This is a genomic window from Cytobacillus sp. QJM3NY_8, from assembly GCF_056173585.1.
Genome location: NZ_CM149681.1, coordinates 2,082,004 through 2,096,791, shown reverse-complemented (window position 1 = coordinate 2,096,791; position 14,788 = coordinate 2,082,004). Strand labels below are relative to the sequence as shown.

Genomic DNA, 14,788 nt, shown 5'->3' with positions numbered 1-14,788 from the left:
CCATCCTCCGAAATTCGAAACATAATAGCTTAAATAGTTTATCAAATATTAAGAAAATAAGGAAGATTTTTTCTCGCAAGAAAAAAGCACCCCTTTGGATGCTTTATTGCCCTAATGCTTCTATTCGGTTGATCAGGCTTGTTGCTTCATTAATGGTAGTGAATAGCTCTGAGTTCTCCAGCTGATCCAATGCTAGGCTGCCGTTCTCCAATACTTTATTGATCTCAGCCAGAAGCGCTTCATTCTGTGTAACCAGCTCCTGATGAACACCCTCTGCCAGCGTCGGGATATCCTGAAGGGCGATAAACTCTTCAACTTCCTGCTTAAGTGTCGTCAATCTGTCTTCAAGTTCCTGCTTTAATGCCGGATCCGCTGCCGCCTCCTGAATCATTTGCGGCGCCTCTTCAGCAAAGTCGCTTAATGTATTGATATGCTCAGTCGCTTCATTAACATAGTCAATGGAATTATTCACTTCTCCCAGAACGGAACAGCCGCTTAATAACATGGAAACGGTAAGGAGCCCTATAAGAATTACTTTTTTCATTTGCTCGTTCCTTTCATGATTTGTCATAGTATAAATACGCTCTGTTTCAAAGAAGGTTTCATTTTGGATATAAAAAAACCACCTTCCTTGTATTGTAACAGAAAAGTGGTTTCAGATGGGATGCTTGTCCCTGATTACTTGCCAGTCTGCTTGTTCATGGCATTCATCATTTGGTTGATCTTCTTCTGAGATGGCTTCATGCCCATTTGCATCATCATCATTTTAAGCATTTGTTCATTAATTGGCGGATTTTTCTCCAGGTAGCTCATCATATATTTTCGAGCAATGAAAAATCCTAGTGCTACACCGGCAAGAAGCGCCAGTACACCAACTAGAATGTACATACCCATACTAACTTCCTCCTTCATGTTGTCTATCATACAGTGTACTAGACCAAAGGTTATTATACAATATTTGCTTCATTTTTTCTCATATTTTAGACGAATTTTCTCTCTTTTATCGGTTTTAGCCACCCATAGCGCTTATGCTTGAGGTCAACAGCCAGGAAGGAGGACTCGCTTTTTCGCAGTACTTCGAAAAATACCGTCTCTGCCTCATAGCTGCCGGCCGCTTCTAAAACCAGGCTCCGTTCAAATACTTCAAGCTTCGCCCTGCTTCTTTTGCTCATCTCTATATAGTATGCACTTTTTTCTATTATAAAGTCCTTTTTTCGCTGCAGCTGCTGATGGATGTATTGATGCACTTTCAAACCCGGGATTGGCTTAGTCACAAAATCAATTTGCTTCGATAGAATAGACTTCATTTCACCTGACGAATGCTCATACTCTTCAAACAACTGAAAAAACATTCGCTCTCTGCCAAAATAATGGGCCGCAAATTCATCTTCTATTAAATACAATTGATAAGCTCTCATCTGGCCCCTCCTTCCGGGACAATCCATTTCTTTCAATTATAAGCAACCAAAAATAAGGAATGTGTCTGAAGATGTTAAAAACTTTCACTAATTTTGTCGAAAACGAAGAATTCAGTTAATTATGAGGATTCTTGCTGGGAGAACTGCTATAATAGCTGCTCAAAATATTTACTTCGTCATTTTCCCGGTTTTACTGAAATATAATCCTGTTTTTTTAAATATAAACCTATCTCACAAAAAAGGAAGAGCCTCTCAGCTCTCCCTTTCCGGTAAATATTATCCCTGCAGCAATGCTTTTACGCGTGCCACAACGTTTTCAACTGTGAATCCGTATTCTTCCATGATCTTCTCACCTGGTGCAGATGCGCCGAAGGTATCGATTGCAAGAACATCGCCTTCGTCTCCTGCATAGCGGTGCCATCCAAGTGAAGATCCCATTTCAATGGCAAGACGCTTCTTGACTGTCTTAGGAATTACGCTTTCTTTGTACTCTTTTGATTGAGCTTCGAACCGGTCCCAAGCAGGCATGCTCACTACAGATGCATGGATGCCTTCGCCTTCAAGCGCTTTTTGTGCTTCAACAGCCAGGCTAACCTCAGATCCTGCAGCAAGCAATAATACATCCGCGTTGCTGTTGGAAGCTGGTGAAACAACATAAGCACCTTTTTGTACGCCTTCGTATGCCGCTGAATCCGTTCCTTTTAATGTAGGAAGGTTTTGACGGGTCAATACTAATGCAGTTGGCTTGTTTGTTGATTCAATTGCTGTTTTCCATGCAGCTGCTGTTTCATTTCCGTCAGCAGGGCGGACAACAGATAGGTTTGGCATTGCACGCAATGCAGCAAGCTGTTCTACAGGCTCATGTGTAGGTCCGTCTTCACCTACAGCGATACTGTCATGTGTGAATACATACGTAACAGGCAGGTTCATAAGTGCAGCCAGACGGATTGCCGGGCGCAGGTAATCAGAGAACACGAAGAATGTTCCGCCGAATACTTTTAATCCGCCGTGAAGGGCCATACCATTAAGTGCAGCACCCATTGCAAATTCACGTACACCAAACCAGATGTTGCGGCCGTCAAATGACTCAGCTGTAAAGTCGCCTGTACCTTTAATCATTGTTTTGTTGGAGCCTGCAAGGTCTGCAGAACCGCCAAAGAAAGAAGGCAGGTTTTGTGCGATTGCATTTAGCACTTCTCCGGAAGATGCACGGCTTGCAAGGCTCTTTCCTTCTTCATAAACAGGGATGTCTTTATCCCAGCCTTCTGAAAGCTCGCCATTGATTGCCTGCTCCAGCTGTTTTCCTAACTCAGGATGCGCTTCTTTATACTGTGCAAAAAGGTCTTCCCATTCCTGCTGCTTCTTAGAGCCGCTTTCTACAACCTGCTGCTTGAAGTGATCATATACTTCCTGAGGAACATGGAAATCTTCTTCGAAAGTCCACTTATAGGCTTCTTTCGTTAATTTCAATTCATCAGCACCCAGTGGCGCACCGTGAACATCAGATTTACCTGATTTGTTTGGAGAACCGTAGCCAATGACTGTTTTAACCTCAATCATTGTTGGTCGGTTTTCATCCTGCTTCGCTTCCTCAATTGCTTTTGCAATTTCGTGAAGATCATTGCCGTCTTCTACGCGGATATACTGCCAGCCGTATGACTTGAATCGCTGTTCAACACTTTCAGAGAAAGACTTATCAAGGTCACCATCAAGTGAGATATCATTTGAATCATATAGAACAACCAGTCTTCCAAGCTTTAAGTGGCCAGCAAGGGAAGCAGCTTCAGCCGAAACGCCTTCCATAAGGTCTCCGTCACCGCAGATGCTGTATGTATAGTGGTCAACAACATTGAAGTTGTCTTTGTTGTATGTTGCAGCCAGGTGGCGTTCAGCCATTGCCATACCAACAGCCATTGCAATACCTTGTCCTAATGGGCCTGTTGTTGCGTCAACACCTGGAGTATGGCCATATTCAGGGTGACCTGGCGTCTTGCTTCCCCACTGTCTGAACTCTTTAATGTCATTCATGGAAACATCATAGCCAGAAAGATGAAGAAGGCTGTATAAAAGCATGGAGCCATGTCCTGCAGAAAGGACGAAACGGTCACGGTTGAACCATTCAGGATTTTTCGGGTTATGGTTCATGAAGCGTGTCCAAAGCGTATAAGCCATTGGCGCTGCACCCATCGGCATCCCCGGATGGCCGGAATTCGCCTTTTCAATGGCGTCGATTGATAAAGTACGAATGGAACTGATGGATAGTTCATCTGTGTGATTAAACATTCAATACATCCTTTCGAGTAGTAATTCTTTACTCTTTTAATATTATCGGGTGTCCTTTTTTTTCACAACCAATAGGGTCAGGAAAAGGACAAAAAAGCCGGTTTGTTACTATATTGACACAAAAAGACCCGGCGTATGTAAAAAAAGCGGAGATAGCCGGTAATAGAAGTCATCTCCGCTTTCTATTAAAAGAAGGAATACAGCATTGTGTATCCCTTGCAATTATAATATTAGTGAAGGCGGTTTTTATTTTGGAATTCTTTTAGTTTTTTCGGAGTTACGTCATTTCCTTTCGGGTCAACGATTGTAACACCTTTAAGCGTGTTCAGCATGCCAGAGCGAAAAGTCTCCAAATACTCTTTGCGGAGAGAAGTCTGTTCTTTTGCTTCTGCTTCTGTTAAACCTGATTCCTTTGCCTTCTTTGCCAGTTCATTAATTCGGGCAAGTTTTTGTTTTGGCAGCATATATTAAAGCTCCTTTATATCAAAAGTTTACCTTTGGATGTTCTAATAGAAGTTTTTATTATACAATAGCTTCAGATATGGAACAATCTGAAACTCAACTGCCATCATACTAAAAAAGAACACTTTTGACAAGAAAAGTGCTCTATTCAGCAAGTGATTCCATATACTCTTTATACCTTCTATGGACTGTTGCTTTTGAGATATTATAGCCAAAGCCCCTGAGTGTTGCAGCAATCTCTGCAAATGTTAACTCGTTTTTCCTTAGCCGGGCAATTTCCTCTATCGGTACCTCTATTCTTTCCCTGCCGCCATTTGCTCCCTGATTGCTTAAGTTCTTCTCGGGGCGGTATCCTTTATCAACAGCCCGCTGCATGCCGCGTCTAATTTTGATGTTATGAAGCTTCCTCTGATATTCTTCTACCATCCCCACAATGTTCAGCACCATCGAATCTGATTCCGAAAGCTCGAGCTGGCCGTTATTCGAAATGCTGTACAGCTGAACTTCTTCCTTTAGGATGCAATGGAGTATCGCTATCTTTGCATTACCCCGCCCCAGCCTGGTTTCATCCTGAATGAGGACAACCTTGATATCCTTTTCTTTAATTAAGTCTAAAAGCTCCAATATACCGTCTCTTTCAAGGTCATATCCACTGGCCTGTTCGCGTATCACCTTGACTACTTCAAAATCATGCTTTTTCGCCAGATTCACCAGCTCTTCTTCCTGTCTTGAAAGGGACGTTTCCTGAGTATCCTTTGTTGTACTAACCCTGCAGTAAATAATTGCTTTCATAACTTCTCCTTATTCGTAAAGGTCTGAACTGGCAAGCTCTTTATAAGGCTCGTCATCCAGTGCTTTTACTGGAATAACAATTTCATCGCCCGGAAAAATCCTGCCTGCCGCTATCTCATTATTTTGTTCGACCCAATTAATAAATTGATCTGTAGACAGCGAATGTTCAGCCGAAAAACTCTCAGCAATTTCCCATAAAGAGTCACCTTCTGCAACAGTGACTTTCACAAACTTTTCCGTATCAGGTGTCTCTATCTGAATGAGCATAATAAACGATGCTGCCAGGCTTAAAACGAAGAGAATAATAGCATAAGAATATGATTTCCACAATTTTTTCAGCATGATATACCACCTCTAAAAGAATGTATGTTCGTATTTGATGTTTTTATTATAGACCGAACATTTGTTTTGTGTCAATAAAAATTCGAACTTATGTTTGTATCATATGGTAATTGATGCTATAATTGAGACAACAAAAACATACGAGGTGCGTAAAGATGGTGAAATTATCAAAAAGGCAGCAAGATATATTAGAGTTTATTAAAGAGGAAGTTAAATTGAGAGGCTATCCGCCTTCTGTAAGGGAAATCGGGGAAGCAGTCGGCCTGGCTTCAAGCTCAACAGTTCACGGCCATCTCGCCCGTCTTGAAAGCAAAGGGCTGATCCGCAGGGATCCTACTAAACCGCGCGCCATTGAAATTTTAGATCTGGACGAGTCTTCTCACATCCATAAGGTCAGTGCAGTCAATGTTCCGATCGTCGGTAAAGTAACTGCAGGGCAGCCGATAACAGCCATTGAAAATGTTGAAGAATACTTCCCGCTTCCAGAAAAAATGGCACCAGCTGATGAGCATGTATTCATGCTTGAAATCATGGGTGAAAGTATGATTGAAGCCGGAATCCTTGATGGCGACTATGTCATCGTCAAACAGCAGAGCACTGCTAATAATGGAGATATCGTGGTTGCCATGACAGAGGAAGATGAAGCAACTGTCAAAAGATTCTTTAAAGAAAAAGACTATATCCGGCTTCAGCCGGAAAACTCTACAATGGAACCTATCATCCTTCGAAATGTTTCCATCCTTGGCAAAGTTATAGGTGTATACCGCCATATGCATTAATAGAATAATAAAAAGCAGGCAGCCACTGCCTGCTTTTTATTTTTTCCAATTTTAAGAAGGTTATCAGTTCCTATTACCTGATGCTATTAGCGAAATCATACGAAAGTAACTGATACCTTTTCTGTTGGTACTAAGTTACAGTCATGTATGACTATTTTATTATTCAGAAAATTCGGTATTTTTATGCATATTATTTTATAGCCACTTTCTATATAATGGTAATACACCGAGAATCAACCTAAGGTCGCTTGTCCAAAATCTCGACTTTAGGAGTGTGAAGAAAAAATGTTTTTGAACATTACCTTCGCTTTGTTGATTGGTGGGCTGGTCGGTGTCGTTGGACATATTCGGAAAGAAGGCAAAATGGTCAAACCCAGAAGGACAAAAAAATTCATCTATCTGGGGGTCTTTGAAGAAGTAATCATGGGGGCTTTAGCGGCTGTTTTTTTGGTCGTATCTTCAGATCCTGACTCTGCCTTAAAGGTAGTGCTCCTTGCGGTGATTGCAGGATTTGGAGGAGATGCACTGCTGACATGTCTCGATTTCCTAAAGATCAGACATAAAGAATAGAGATGCAGGGAAATACAAATTAGTTAAAACCTCGTTCACTTAGAAACGGGGTTTTTGTATTTGATTTTTATAAAACCCCCCTGCTCAAGCAAACAGGGGATTTCGGATTTTCTTAATAAGTGCACTTGTACTGTTCTTGCTCCCAGGGATGCACTTGCGATCAAGACATATATACAGACCATTGCCGGGCGAAATCCTGCTTTTTTTACTCTTTAACTATTTGTTCAAAACTGCTCCTTCTGCTAAACCAATGGGCAATTAAGTATAGTGAAACTAAGATAAAAAAGGAATAAGTAAAGGCCCAATCGATTTTTTTATATAAGTGCAGCATTGCCATGATAGGCATTCCTACAAAAGCACCAAACCCACCGAACAATACAGCCTTTACTACTGGATTAATATTTGGTTTGAATTGAATTAATAACATTATAGCTACTGGAACAGTTCCATATCGAAATGAGTAGCTGATCGTTGGTATTGGGATAACCTTTATCGGATAGGCCCATTTACCAAAGTCAACACCTAATCCATCAATGGTTGTAGAGATTATCATCGTTATAAAAGCTGCAAATAACAAACGGGCAGAACTCTCTTTTTCCCGAAAAAATGCCCATAAAATCCATGGGACAAGTAACATCGCTAAGGCTACCCACCAACTTAGAGTAAATAAGAAAGTGTTTAAATTAACATCGGTAATCAATTTGTTTGCATCGGTAATGATCTTATTAGCCTTATCTAGTTGATTCAATCCTTCTTGGAATGTCATGATTCACCCGCCTTTTACATTCCTTGCTTCGCGTCTAATGCTTAATATTTCAAATTAAATATCTTTTATTCTTATCCGGCGCCTTTACCTCCTAATTAACTGATTCAGCTTGTGTTTTTTAAAATACCTTTATCAGCCTCTAGCCCTATTCAAATATAGTCTCCAAGACTATCCCTTTTTACATTTTTTGGATATATAATTCACGTATAACACTTTTGAAAAGGATGAGTCGTCTGAACATATCAAAAAGACTCGGTATTTTAAGTTGGTTCGCTACTTGCTTGTATTTTCTAATTGAACCATTCTTCATTTTGACCTCTACAGCTCCGTACAGTTTTTTTAATCATGCAATGAGCGACCTTGGCGTTACTTCTTGCGGGGAATACACCTATTCAATTGCACCTCATGAGATTTGTTCTCCTTACTATTTTTGGATGAATGTATTGTTTATTATAAACGGATTAACTTTTTCATTTGGTGTTTTATATCTTTCACAAACCCTTGAGAAGACAGGACTAAACCGGCTAGCAACAATATTTATTCTTATCTTAGCTTTAGGGAATATTGTGTCTGGCTTTATACCAGCAGATATAAATCTATTTTGGCATTCAATAGCAGCTCAACTTGACATGATAACTGTTTTGCCCGGTCTTTGGCTATACGCAAAATCTTTAGAAATTGGAAAACGCTGGACTCAATACTGTTTAGTTACATTACTAGTCATAGTCACACTCAATATGTTAATAATTTTCATCCCTATGCACGCCGGTCTATTGCAAAGGTTATTCTATTTAGTGATTTTCATATGGGGCACTGTACTGGCGTTTATTTTAAGTAAATGATTTGTTGCCACGCCTTTATCGCCTGAGCTCTTAATTCTTATTCTTAATTTACGCCCCCTGCCTTGGTTAAATTAGTCGTCTAACACAGAATCCTTACTCTTAATATTTCTCGGGGGGGGGGAACCTAGATATTTCAACTCGTTACACCAGACCTTTTTTAAACCAAAATATATATATCTTTACAACATAAAGAAGAATCATGTTGGTAATTAATCCAAAGAACCAGTTCCAGTGAATATAGTGATACAATGAACTAAATTTTTCGAGAAGATAGGAGTAAGTTGTTATCCCCATTGAAAATAGTAAGTAGTACAAAAATGTTCTTCTTGTCCCTTTTTCTTTTGGATAAAAAAGTATAAAAAACACGGCAATTGTAGGATAAACTATATAATGCAATGAAAAGCTCATATTTGTCGCTTTATTAAATTCTCTATACGGAAACTCAACTAATCCAAATACCAATTGTATATATTCAAGTATCCATGCTATTGATTGAACAAATATAAAGGTTATCCAAGCTAACCTTTTACTTTTGGTTGGGATATATCTTAACAACAAGTACAATGATAAAATCCACGAACATACTAAAATCAGGACTTCTCTGGTCATTTTAAGTCCACCAAAATTAATCTTTTAGAAAACCATCGATAAAATTTATCATTTATATATAGAGCAATCATTACTGTTACTAGTGTCCAATACCATTTCCATTCATGGTACTCAACCAGTTTGGTTTTAGATTCTAATACAGCCTCTAAGAAGGTAAAAAATCCAGCAAAGAAAACATAATACAATAGTGAGCCAAACCCTTTTTTGTTCCTTGGAAAATACAAACTAAAAATAATGGCGACTACCGGGAATAGGAAGAACTCAAAGGAAAAACTAGTCCTATTATATAAATTTGCCTTAGGGTACAATTGAATCGGATATTCAATCCAACCCATTTCTACTGCTATTAAACCGGCTGGCCATGTAATGACCTGCAGAAATAAAAAGATAACCCACGCTTCTCTAACCTTGTCTCCCGGTACTAGTAGCTTGAGACACATGATACTTAGTATTAATACCCCCATTATAATCCATCTTTCAAGATTCATTTAAGTCACCTTTCATTAGAACTATTTAATACTATTTGTTTACATAATTAAAAAAATCGATACTCCACTTTTCATCATGCTGCCATTTGTTTAGCTTCATATTTTTGAAGTCTGGGCCATGTTATTTGTTATGGCAATCGACACAAACAGTATCCATGTTATCTTCACCAAACGCTAAGTCTGGATGAAGCTCGAGCTCCTTGATATGGTGAACAAGCAACTGGATCTTCCTGCCCTTACCACTCTCACTGTATTCATTTGTTTCAATGCTTAAGCGCCCCTTCCGTTTACATTCCTGGCATTCATAGTTATCACGCTTCTTGATTACTACTCGTAGCTTCTTCCATTCCACACTGTTATAAAACTACTCATAATGTTGCCTGAAATTTACGATTATTTTTGGGAAGGTATAAATTTGGTTTCTTTTTACATCATTTTAGGAATCCATGTTACTTTAATAATTGATGCCCTTAATTTTGGAAATTTGGTATAATTCAGAAAAAGGTGTGATAAGAGTGTCACTTGCCTATTTGCTAACTTTTATTCCTCTTTTGATTATTGGTACGATAATTTCAAGATTTGAAAACCTCTCAGCTAATGCAAGGGTTTTTCTTCCCATATTACTTGTAATTCCAATTTATTACTTAATAACTAAGATTCCTGGAACCGATTATAGAATTAAAAAAGGTTACGGAATTACATCGATAGGCTTGATTGTTGTATTTTTTTTCTTACTATGAACTAAGGTTCTTGTGGTAATTTTTTAAATAATTTACCCGAAAACAAAGACCCCTCAACACCAATGGTGTCAAGGGGTTTATTTTTTAATACATGCTCAGGTACTGCTCGCGCTCCCATGGATGCACTTGCGTACGGAACATATCCCACTCAATTTCTTTCGCTTCAATGAAGTGTTCGAAGATATGGTCGCCTAGTGCGGATACGATGACTTCATCCTTCTTAAGCTCATCAAGGGCAGCAGCCAATGTAGCCGGAAGATCCTTGATGCCTTCTTCTTCACGTTCCTGCTTGTTCATTACATAGATGTTGCGGTCTACAGGTGCCGGTGGAGTCAATTTGTTCTTGATTCCGTCAAGACCAGCTTTTAGAAGTACAGCCATAGCAAGATATGGGTTAGCAGCAGGGTCAACGCTGCGAACTTCAACACGTGTGCTTACACCGCGTGAAGCCGGGATACGGATAAGCGGTGAACGGTTTTGAGCAGACCATGCAACATAGCAAGGTGCTTCATAACCAGGAACCAAGCGCTTATAAGAGTTAACGATTGGGTTTGTTACAGCAGTAAATGCTGTCGCATGGTTAATGATGCCTGCGATAAAGTGGCGAGCATCTTCACTTAATTGAAGATCGCTTGTTTCGTTGAAGAATGCATTTTTGCCATCCTTAAATAATGAAACATTACAGTGCATACCTGATCCGTTAACACCGAACAGCGGTTTTGGCATGAATGTCGCGTGCAGGCCGTGCTTGCGGGCAATTGTTTTAACAACAAGCTTGAATGTCTGGATCTGGTCACAAGCTGTTAATGCATCCGCATATTTGAAGTCGATTTCGTGCTGTCCAGGTGCAACCTCATGGTGGGAAGCTTCAATTTCAAAGCCCATTTCTTCAAGCTCAAGCACGATATCGCGGCGGCAGTTTTCACCAAGGTCAGTTGGCGCAAGATCGAAGTATCCGCCATTATCGTTCAGTTCAAGAGTTGGCTCTCCAGCCTGGTCAAGCTTGAATAGGAAGAATTCCGGCTCAGGCCCTAAGTTGAAATCAGAGTATCCTAACTCTTCCATCTCTGCCAAAATACGTTTTAAGTTGCTGCGCGGATCGCCAAGGAAGGGAGTTCCATCCGGATTGTAAATATCACAGATCAGACGTGCAACTTTTCCTTTTTCTGCTGTCCAAGGGAATACCACCCATGTATCAAGGTCTGGATATAGATTCATGTCTGATTCTTCAATACGCACGAAACCTTCGATTGAAGATCCGTCAAACATCATTTTGTTATCAAGCGCTTTTTCAAGCTGGCTGATCGGAATTTCTACGTTCTTGATTGTTCCAAGAATATCCGTAAACTGTAAACGGACGAATTTTACATTTTCCTCTTCTGCAATACGCTTAATGTCTTCTTTAGTAAACTTTGCCACTGGTAGTTCCTCCCTTAAAAAATTACATGAGTGATTTATTTTTTGCTCTGTTAATGTTTCTCTCAGAAATCCAAGACAATATCAACGAGCTTAAAAACGGCGTTTTTAATGGAAAAAGCGGTGCATGTTGCCTTGCCTCAATGATGAGCGATTAAACCGGCCTGCCTGCACAATTTCCTTGCGAAGAAGTTTCCGGATTTCTTCATCTGATAGATCGCGTCTCGCTTTTTCTGCCTGCTTATTCAAGTTTTCAGTTATCGCTTGCTGTTCTTTCACGAAAAATAGCTGCTTGATCCCAGCCATGTTCACGCCTTGATCAATCAAATCTTTGATTTCCAAAAGGACATCGATGTCGTTTAAGGAAAAAAGCCTTCTATTTCCGTCAGTTCTAGCTGGAGAAATTAATTGGTGCTCTTCATAGTAGCGAATCTGCCTGGCGGTCAGGTCAGTCAGCTGCATGACAGTACCAATCGGGAAAAGCGGCATAGAACGTCGAATTTCGCTTCCAGTCAACTATTTCTCCCCCTTTTCAATTACTTCTTGAGATTATTATATGTAATGTCAGATAATCTGTCAACTATATGTTAGCTTTTATAACATGATTTTTTCAAAAAATTTTTGCCTTTCATATTTTCATATAATTCTCTGTAAAGCAACAGAAAAGGACAACTAACTATGTAGCTGTCCTTTTTAATATTCACCTAATTTATTTGGACTAAACCTTTTTCCAGCAATTGGTCCAGCGCGATGCATACAGCCATTTTCACATGTGAATAAGTCAGCCCGCCCTGAACATAAGCAACATAAGGCGGCCTGATAGGACCATCAGCGGTCAGTTCAATGCTTGCACCCTGAATAAAAGTCCCAGCTGCCATGATTACATCGTCTTCATATCCAGGCATATAAGCAGGATAGGCAGTTACATGTGAATTAACAGGAGATGCAAATTGAATTGCCTGGCAAAACGCCACCATTTTTTCTTTATCATCAAATTGAACAGATTGGATTAAATCAGTTCTATTACTGTCCCACTTTGGGTTGGAGTTCATGCCAAGCCGTTCAAGAAGCGCTGCTGTAAAAACAGCCCCTTTCAGCGCCTGGCCGACAACATGGGGAGCCAGGAAAAAGCCCTGATACATTTCCTGAAGGCTGTAAAGGGACGCACCCGCTTCTGCACCAATTCCCGGTGAAGTCATTCGGTAGGAGCAGGCTTCCACCCATTCCTTCTTCCCGACAATATAACCGCCCGTCTTTGCAATCCCGCCGCCAGGGTTCTTGATGAGCGACCCGGCCATCAAGTCTGCCCCAACATGGCAAGGCTCACGGTCTTCAACAAACTCACCATAGCAATTGTCAACAAACACAATCGTATCCGGCTTAACTTCTTTTACAAACTGGATCATTTCTTCAATTTGTTCAATTGTAAAAGAAGGTCTTGTCGCATATCCTTTGGAACGCTGGATACCAATCATTTTCGTGTTCGGTCTGATTGCTTTTTCAACGGCAGGATAGTCGATGCTTCCATCTTCGTTCAGCGGGATGCTATTGTATCCAATGCCGAACTCTCTCAGCGAACCGTTACCTGTTCCCCGAATCCCAACAATTTCTTCCAGTGTGTCATATGGCTTGCCGGTGATATACAGCAATTCATCACCTGGCCGCAGTACACCAAAGAGTGCAATGGAAATGGCATGCGTGCCTGATATTATCTGCGGGCGGACCAATCCTGCTTCCCCGCCGAAAACTTCTGCATATATTCCCTCAAGCGTATCCCGGCCGATATCATCATAACCATAGCCGGTTGAAGGATTGAAATGCGAATCGCTGACTTTGAAATTTTGAAAGCTCTTTAAAACACGGAATTGATTCTCATCAATCCGCTCATCAATACTCTTTAATACCTCTGAAATTTGCTGCTCCACTTCTTTTACAATCGGCTGGAGCTTTTCCCCTTGTGATAACTGTTGAAACATGATGTTCTCCTAACTATACGGTATATTTCATTAAAGGCCCTGAAATCTGATGGTCTTCGAGGTAATAGCCCTTGCAAACATAAAGTTCTTTGTCTTCGTTGAAAGTCAATTCCCGCAGGATGGTTTCGTTCTTGAGCTGCGACAGCAGCTTTCCTTCTGTTGACGGCACCTCCACATGGTAATGCTTCATCATTCCCAGAATCATCTGCTCGATTTTCCGTTTCAGCTCATTGCGGTCATCTTCTTCAAAGGCACTGATCTGAATCGTTTCTGTTCTGGCAGTCGGGACAAAATCAGGATGCTTTAAATCTCTTTTATTATATACCGTCAGCTGCGGTATTTTATCATTTTCCAAATCTTCTATCAGTTTATTGACTGTCTGCTCATGCTGGTAATAATCCGGATTGGACATATCGACCACATGAAGAAGAAGATCTGCTTCATTAACTTCTTCCAGAGTGGAACGGAAGGCTGCAATAAGAGTAGTCGGCAAATCCTGAATAAAACCGACCGTGTCTGTCACAAGTGTAATAAATCCGCTTGGCAAAATCAGTTTGCGGGTCATCGGATCAAGTGTGGCAAACAACTGGTTCTCTTCATAGGATTCCGCCTCAGACAGCCTGTTAAAAATGGTGGATTTACCTGCATTTGTGTAGCCGACAAGTGCAATTTGAAATGCTTTGTTTTTCTTCCTTCGTTCACGATACCTGTCACGGTGCTGCACAATGACGGAAAGCTGGGTTTTAATATCATCAATACGGCGGCGGATATGCCTGCGATCTGATTCAAGCTTGGTCTCACCTGGTCCCCTTGTGCCGATTCCCGCTCCAAGTCTTGAAAGCTGAACACCCTGGCCTGACAGGCGCGGCAGCAGATACTGCAGCTGTGCCAATTCGACCTGCAGCTTCCCTTCTTTAGAGCGCGCCCTCTGCGCAAAGATATCTAAAATCAGCTGTGTGCGGTCAATGATCCTGGCATCCAAATCTGCTGATAAGTTGCGCACCTGGCTTGGTGAGAGCTCATCGTTAAAAATGATAATATCTGCTTCCATTTCTTCCTGAAGTGCAGCCAGTTCCTCCACTTTCCCCTTTCCTATATATGTAGACGGATGAACTCGTTCCCTTTTTTGAGTAATCGAAGCTAAAACTTTTCCGTTTGCCGTTTCAGTCAGCGATTCCAATTCTTCCATTGAATATTCAAACCGCTGGTCATCTTCATCAGTATGGCAGCCGACAAGAATGACTTTTTCATAATCTGGCTTACGTTCCAACCAGCATCCCTCTTTCATATGCTTATTTTAATTGA

At 40.7% G+C, this 14,788-nt stretch carries 18 protein-coding genes; 3 read left to right on the top strand and 15 right to left on the bottom strand.

Annotated elements, in window-relative coordinates; all coding sequences use genetic code 11:
* Window positions 1–103: 103 nt before the first annotated feature.
* The 7 genes from AC0VZ9_RS10930 to yneA form a co-directional block, all read right to left on the bottom strand.
* Window positions 104–544: a DUF6376 family protein gene (locus tag AC0VZ9_RS10930; RefSeq protein WP_026041711.1), complete on the bottom strand. Its 441-nt coding sequence runs from the start codon at window positions 542–544 to the stop codon at window positions 104–106.
* 134 nt (window positions 545–678) lie between these two features.
* Window positions 679–894, bottom strand: coding sequence for a YneF family protein (locus AC0VZ9_RS10925; RefSeq protein ID WP_009330559.1), 216 nt, complete (start codon window positions 892–894; stop codon window positions 679–681).
* 86 nt (window positions 895–980) lie between these two features.
* Window positions 981–1,418 carry a sporulation inhibitor of replication protein SirA gene (gene sirA, locus AC0VZ9_RS10920; RefSeq protein WP_009330560.1) on the bottom strand — a complete coding sequence of 146 codons (438 nt, stop codon included), beginning with the start codon at window positions 1,416–1,418 and terminating at the stop codon, window positions 981–983.
* A gap of 276 nt (window positions 1,419–1,694) precedes the next feature.
* Window positions 1,695–3,701 carry a transketolase gene (gene tkt, locus AC0VZ9_RS10915; protein WP_071156563.1) on the bottom strand — a complete coding sequence of 669 codons (2,007 nt, stop codon included), beginning with the start codon at window positions 3,699–3,701 and terminating at the stop codon, window positions 1,695–1,697.
* Window positions 3,702–3,931: 230 nt separating this feature from the next.
* Window positions 3,932–4,165, bottom strand: a complete 234-nt coding sequence (locus AC0VZ9_RS10910) for a DUF896 domain-containing protein (RefSeq protein ID WP_009330562.1) — start codon at window positions 4,163–4,165, stop codon at window positions 3,932–3,934.
* 142 nt (window positions 4,166–4,307) lie between these two features.
* A complete protein-coding gene (locus AC0VZ9_RS10905; protein ID WP_475397347.1) occupies window positions 4,308–4,955 on the bottom strand; it encodes a YneB family resolvase-like protein in 648 nt (215 codons plus the stop codon).
* Between the two features lie 9 nt (window positions 4,956–4,964).
* Window positions 4,965–5,297 carry a cell division suppressor protein YneA gene (yneA, locus tag AC0VZ9_RS10900; protein WP_475397346.1) on the bottom strand — a complete coding sequence of 111 codons (333 nt, stop codon included), beginning with the start codon at window positions 5,295–5,297 and terminating at the stop codon, window positions 4,965–4,967.
* A 155-nt stretch (window positions 5,298–5,452) separates the two neighbouring features.
* Between yneA and lexA the strand changes: the two genes are divergently transcribed.
* Together lexA and AC0VZ9_RS10890 are read left to right on the top strand one after the other, a co-directional pair.
* Complete coding sequence (gene lexA, locus AC0VZ9_RS10895; protein WP_475397345.1) at window positions 5,453–6,076, top strand: transcriptional repressor LexA; 624 nt, start codon at window positions 5,453–5,455, stop codon at window positions 6,074–6,076.
* 285 nt (window positions 6,077–6,361) lie between these two features.
* Entirely contained in the window at window positions 6,362–6,646 is a 285-nt protein-coding gene (locus AC0VZ9_RS10890; RefSeq protein ID WP_009330566.1) for a DUF4257 domain-containing protein, read from the top strand.
* Between the two features lie 205 nt (window positions 6,647–6,851).
* On the opposite strand, the gene AC0VZ9_RS10885 is transcribed toward AC0VZ9_RS10890, so the two are convergent.
* Window positions 6,852–7,412: a CBO0543 family protein gene (locus tag AC0VZ9_RS10885; RefSeq protein ID WP_475397344.1), complete on the bottom strand. Its 561-nt coding sequence runs from the start codon at window positions 7,410–7,412 to the stop codon at window positions 6,852–6,854.
* Window positions 7,413–7,636: 224 nt separating this feature from the next.
* On the opposite strand from AC0VZ9_RS10885, the gene AC0VZ9_RS10880 reads away from it, so the two are divergent.
* On the top strand, window positions 7,637–8,254 hold the full coding sequence (locus AC0VZ9_RS10880; RefSeq protein WP_475397343.1) for a DUF998 domain-containing protein: 618 nt from the start codon (window positions 7,637–7,639) through the stop codon (window positions 8,252–8,254).
* 141 nt (window positions 8,255–8,395) lie between these two features.
* Here the strand turns inward: AC0VZ9_RS10880 and AC0VZ9_RS10875 are convergent, their stop codons facing one another.
* The 7 genes from AC0VZ9_RS10875 to hflX form a co-directional block, all read right to left on the bottom strand.
* Window positions 8,396–8,863: a CBO0543 family protein gene (locus AC0VZ9_RS10875; protein ID WP_475397342.1), complete on the bottom strand. Its 468-nt coding sequence runs from the start codon at window positions 8,861–8,863 to the stop codon at window positions 8,396–8,398.
* Window positions 8,860–9,351, bottom strand: a complete 492-nt coding sequence (locus tag AC0VZ9_RS10870) for a CBO0543 family protein (protein WP_448897247.1) — start codon at window positions 9,349–9,351, stop codon at window positions 8,860–8,862. Before AC0VZ9_RS10870 ends, AC0VZ9_RS10875 begins: the two co-directional genes overlap by 4 nt.
* A gap of 121 nt (window positions 9,352–9,472) precedes the next feature.
* Complete coding sequence (locus tag AC0VZ9_RS10865; RefSeq protein WP_019381829.1) at window positions 9,473–9,703, bottom strand: HNH endonuclease; 231 nt, start codon at window positions 9,701–9,703, stop codon at window positions 9,473–9,475.
* A 472-nt stretch (window positions 9,704–10,175) separates the two neighbouring features.
* On the bottom strand, window positions 10,176–11,510 hold the full coding sequence (gene glnA, locus AC0VZ9_RS10860; RefSeq protein WP_009330568.1) for a type I glutamate--ammonia ligase: 1,335 nt from the start codon (window positions 11,508–11,510) through the stop codon (window positions 10,176–10,178).
* Between the two features lie 105 nt (window positions 11,511–11,615).
* Window positions 11,616–12,023 (bottom strand): MerR family transcriptional regulator, encoded by a 408-nt coding sequence (locus tag AC0VZ9_RS10855; protein WP_009330569.1) that lies wholly within the window; start codon window positions 12,021–12,023, stop codon window positions 11,616–11,618.
* A 188-nt stretch (window positions 12,024–12,211) separates the two neighbouring features.
* Window positions 12,212–13,483, bottom strand: a complete 1,272-nt coding sequence (locus AC0VZ9_RS10850) for a methionine gamma-lyase family protein (protein WP_009330570.1) — start codon at window positions 13,481–13,483, stop codon at window positions 12,212–12,214.
* A 13-nt stretch (window positions 13,484–13,496) separates the two neighbouring features.
* On the bottom strand, window positions 13,497–14,753 hold the full coding sequence (gene hflX / locus AC0VZ9_RS10845; protein ID WP_251175378.1) for a GTPase HflX: 1,257 nt from the start codon (window positions 14,751–14,753) through the stop codon (window positions 13,497–13,499).
* Window positions 14,754–14,788: the final 35 nt, after the last annotated feature.

Coding starts and splice junctions, on each gene's coding strand:
- AC0VZ9_RS10850 (WP_009330570.1), bottom strand. CDS start 13,483: ATGTTTCAACAGTTATCACAAGGGGAAAAGCTCCAGCCGATTGTAAAA.
- yneA (WP_475397346.1), bottom strand. CDS start 5,297: ATGCTGAAAAAATTGTGGAAATCATATTCTTATGCTATTATTCTCTTC.
- sirA (WP_009330560.1), bottom strand. CDS start 1,418: ATGAGAGCTTATCAATTGTATTTAATAGAAGATGAATTTGCGGCCCAT.
- AC0VZ9_RS10880 (WP_475397343.1), top strand. CDS start 7,637: ATGAGTCGTCTGAACATATCAAAAAGACTCGGTATTTTAAGTTGGTTC.
- lexA (WP_475397345.1), top strand. CDS start 5,453: ATGGTGAAATTATCAAAAAGGCAGCAAGATATATTAGAGTTTATTAAA.
- AC0VZ9_RS10910 (WP_009330562.1), bottom strand. CDS start 4,165: ATGCTGCCAAAACAAAAACTTGCCCGAATTAATGAACTGGCAAAGAAG.
- AC0VZ9_RS10870 (WP_448897247.1), bottom strand. CDS start 9,351: ATGAATCTTGAAAGATGGATTATAATGGGGGTATTAATACTAAGTATC.
- AC0VZ9_RS10875 (WP_475397342.1), bottom strand. CDS start 8,863: ATGACCAGAGAAGTCCTGATTTTAGTATGTTCGTGGATTTTATCATTG.
- AC0VZ9_RS10890 (WP_009330566.1), top strand. CDS start 6,362: ATGTTTTTGAACATTACCTTCGCTTTGTTGATTGGTGGGCTGGTCGGT.
- AC0VZ9_RS10905 (WP_475397347.1), bottom strand. CDS start 4,955: ATGAAAGCAATTATTTACTGCAGGGTTAGTACAACAAAGGATACTCAG.
- AC0VZ9_RS10885 (WP_475397344.1), bottom strand. CDS start 7,412: ATGACATTCCAAGAAGGATTGAATCAACTAGATAAGGCTAATAAGATC.
- AC0VZ9_RS10930 (WP_026041711.1), bottom strand. CDS start 544: ATGAAAAAAGTAATTCTTATAGGGCTCCTTACCGTTTCCATGTTATTA.
- AC0VZ9_RS10925 (WP_009330559.1), bottom strand. CDS start 894: ATGGGTATGTACATTCTAGTTGGTGTACTGGCGCTTCTTGCCGGTGTA.
- tkt (WP_071156563.1), bottom strand. CDS start 3,701: ATGTTTAATCACACAGATGAACTATCCATCAGTTCCATTCGTACTTTA.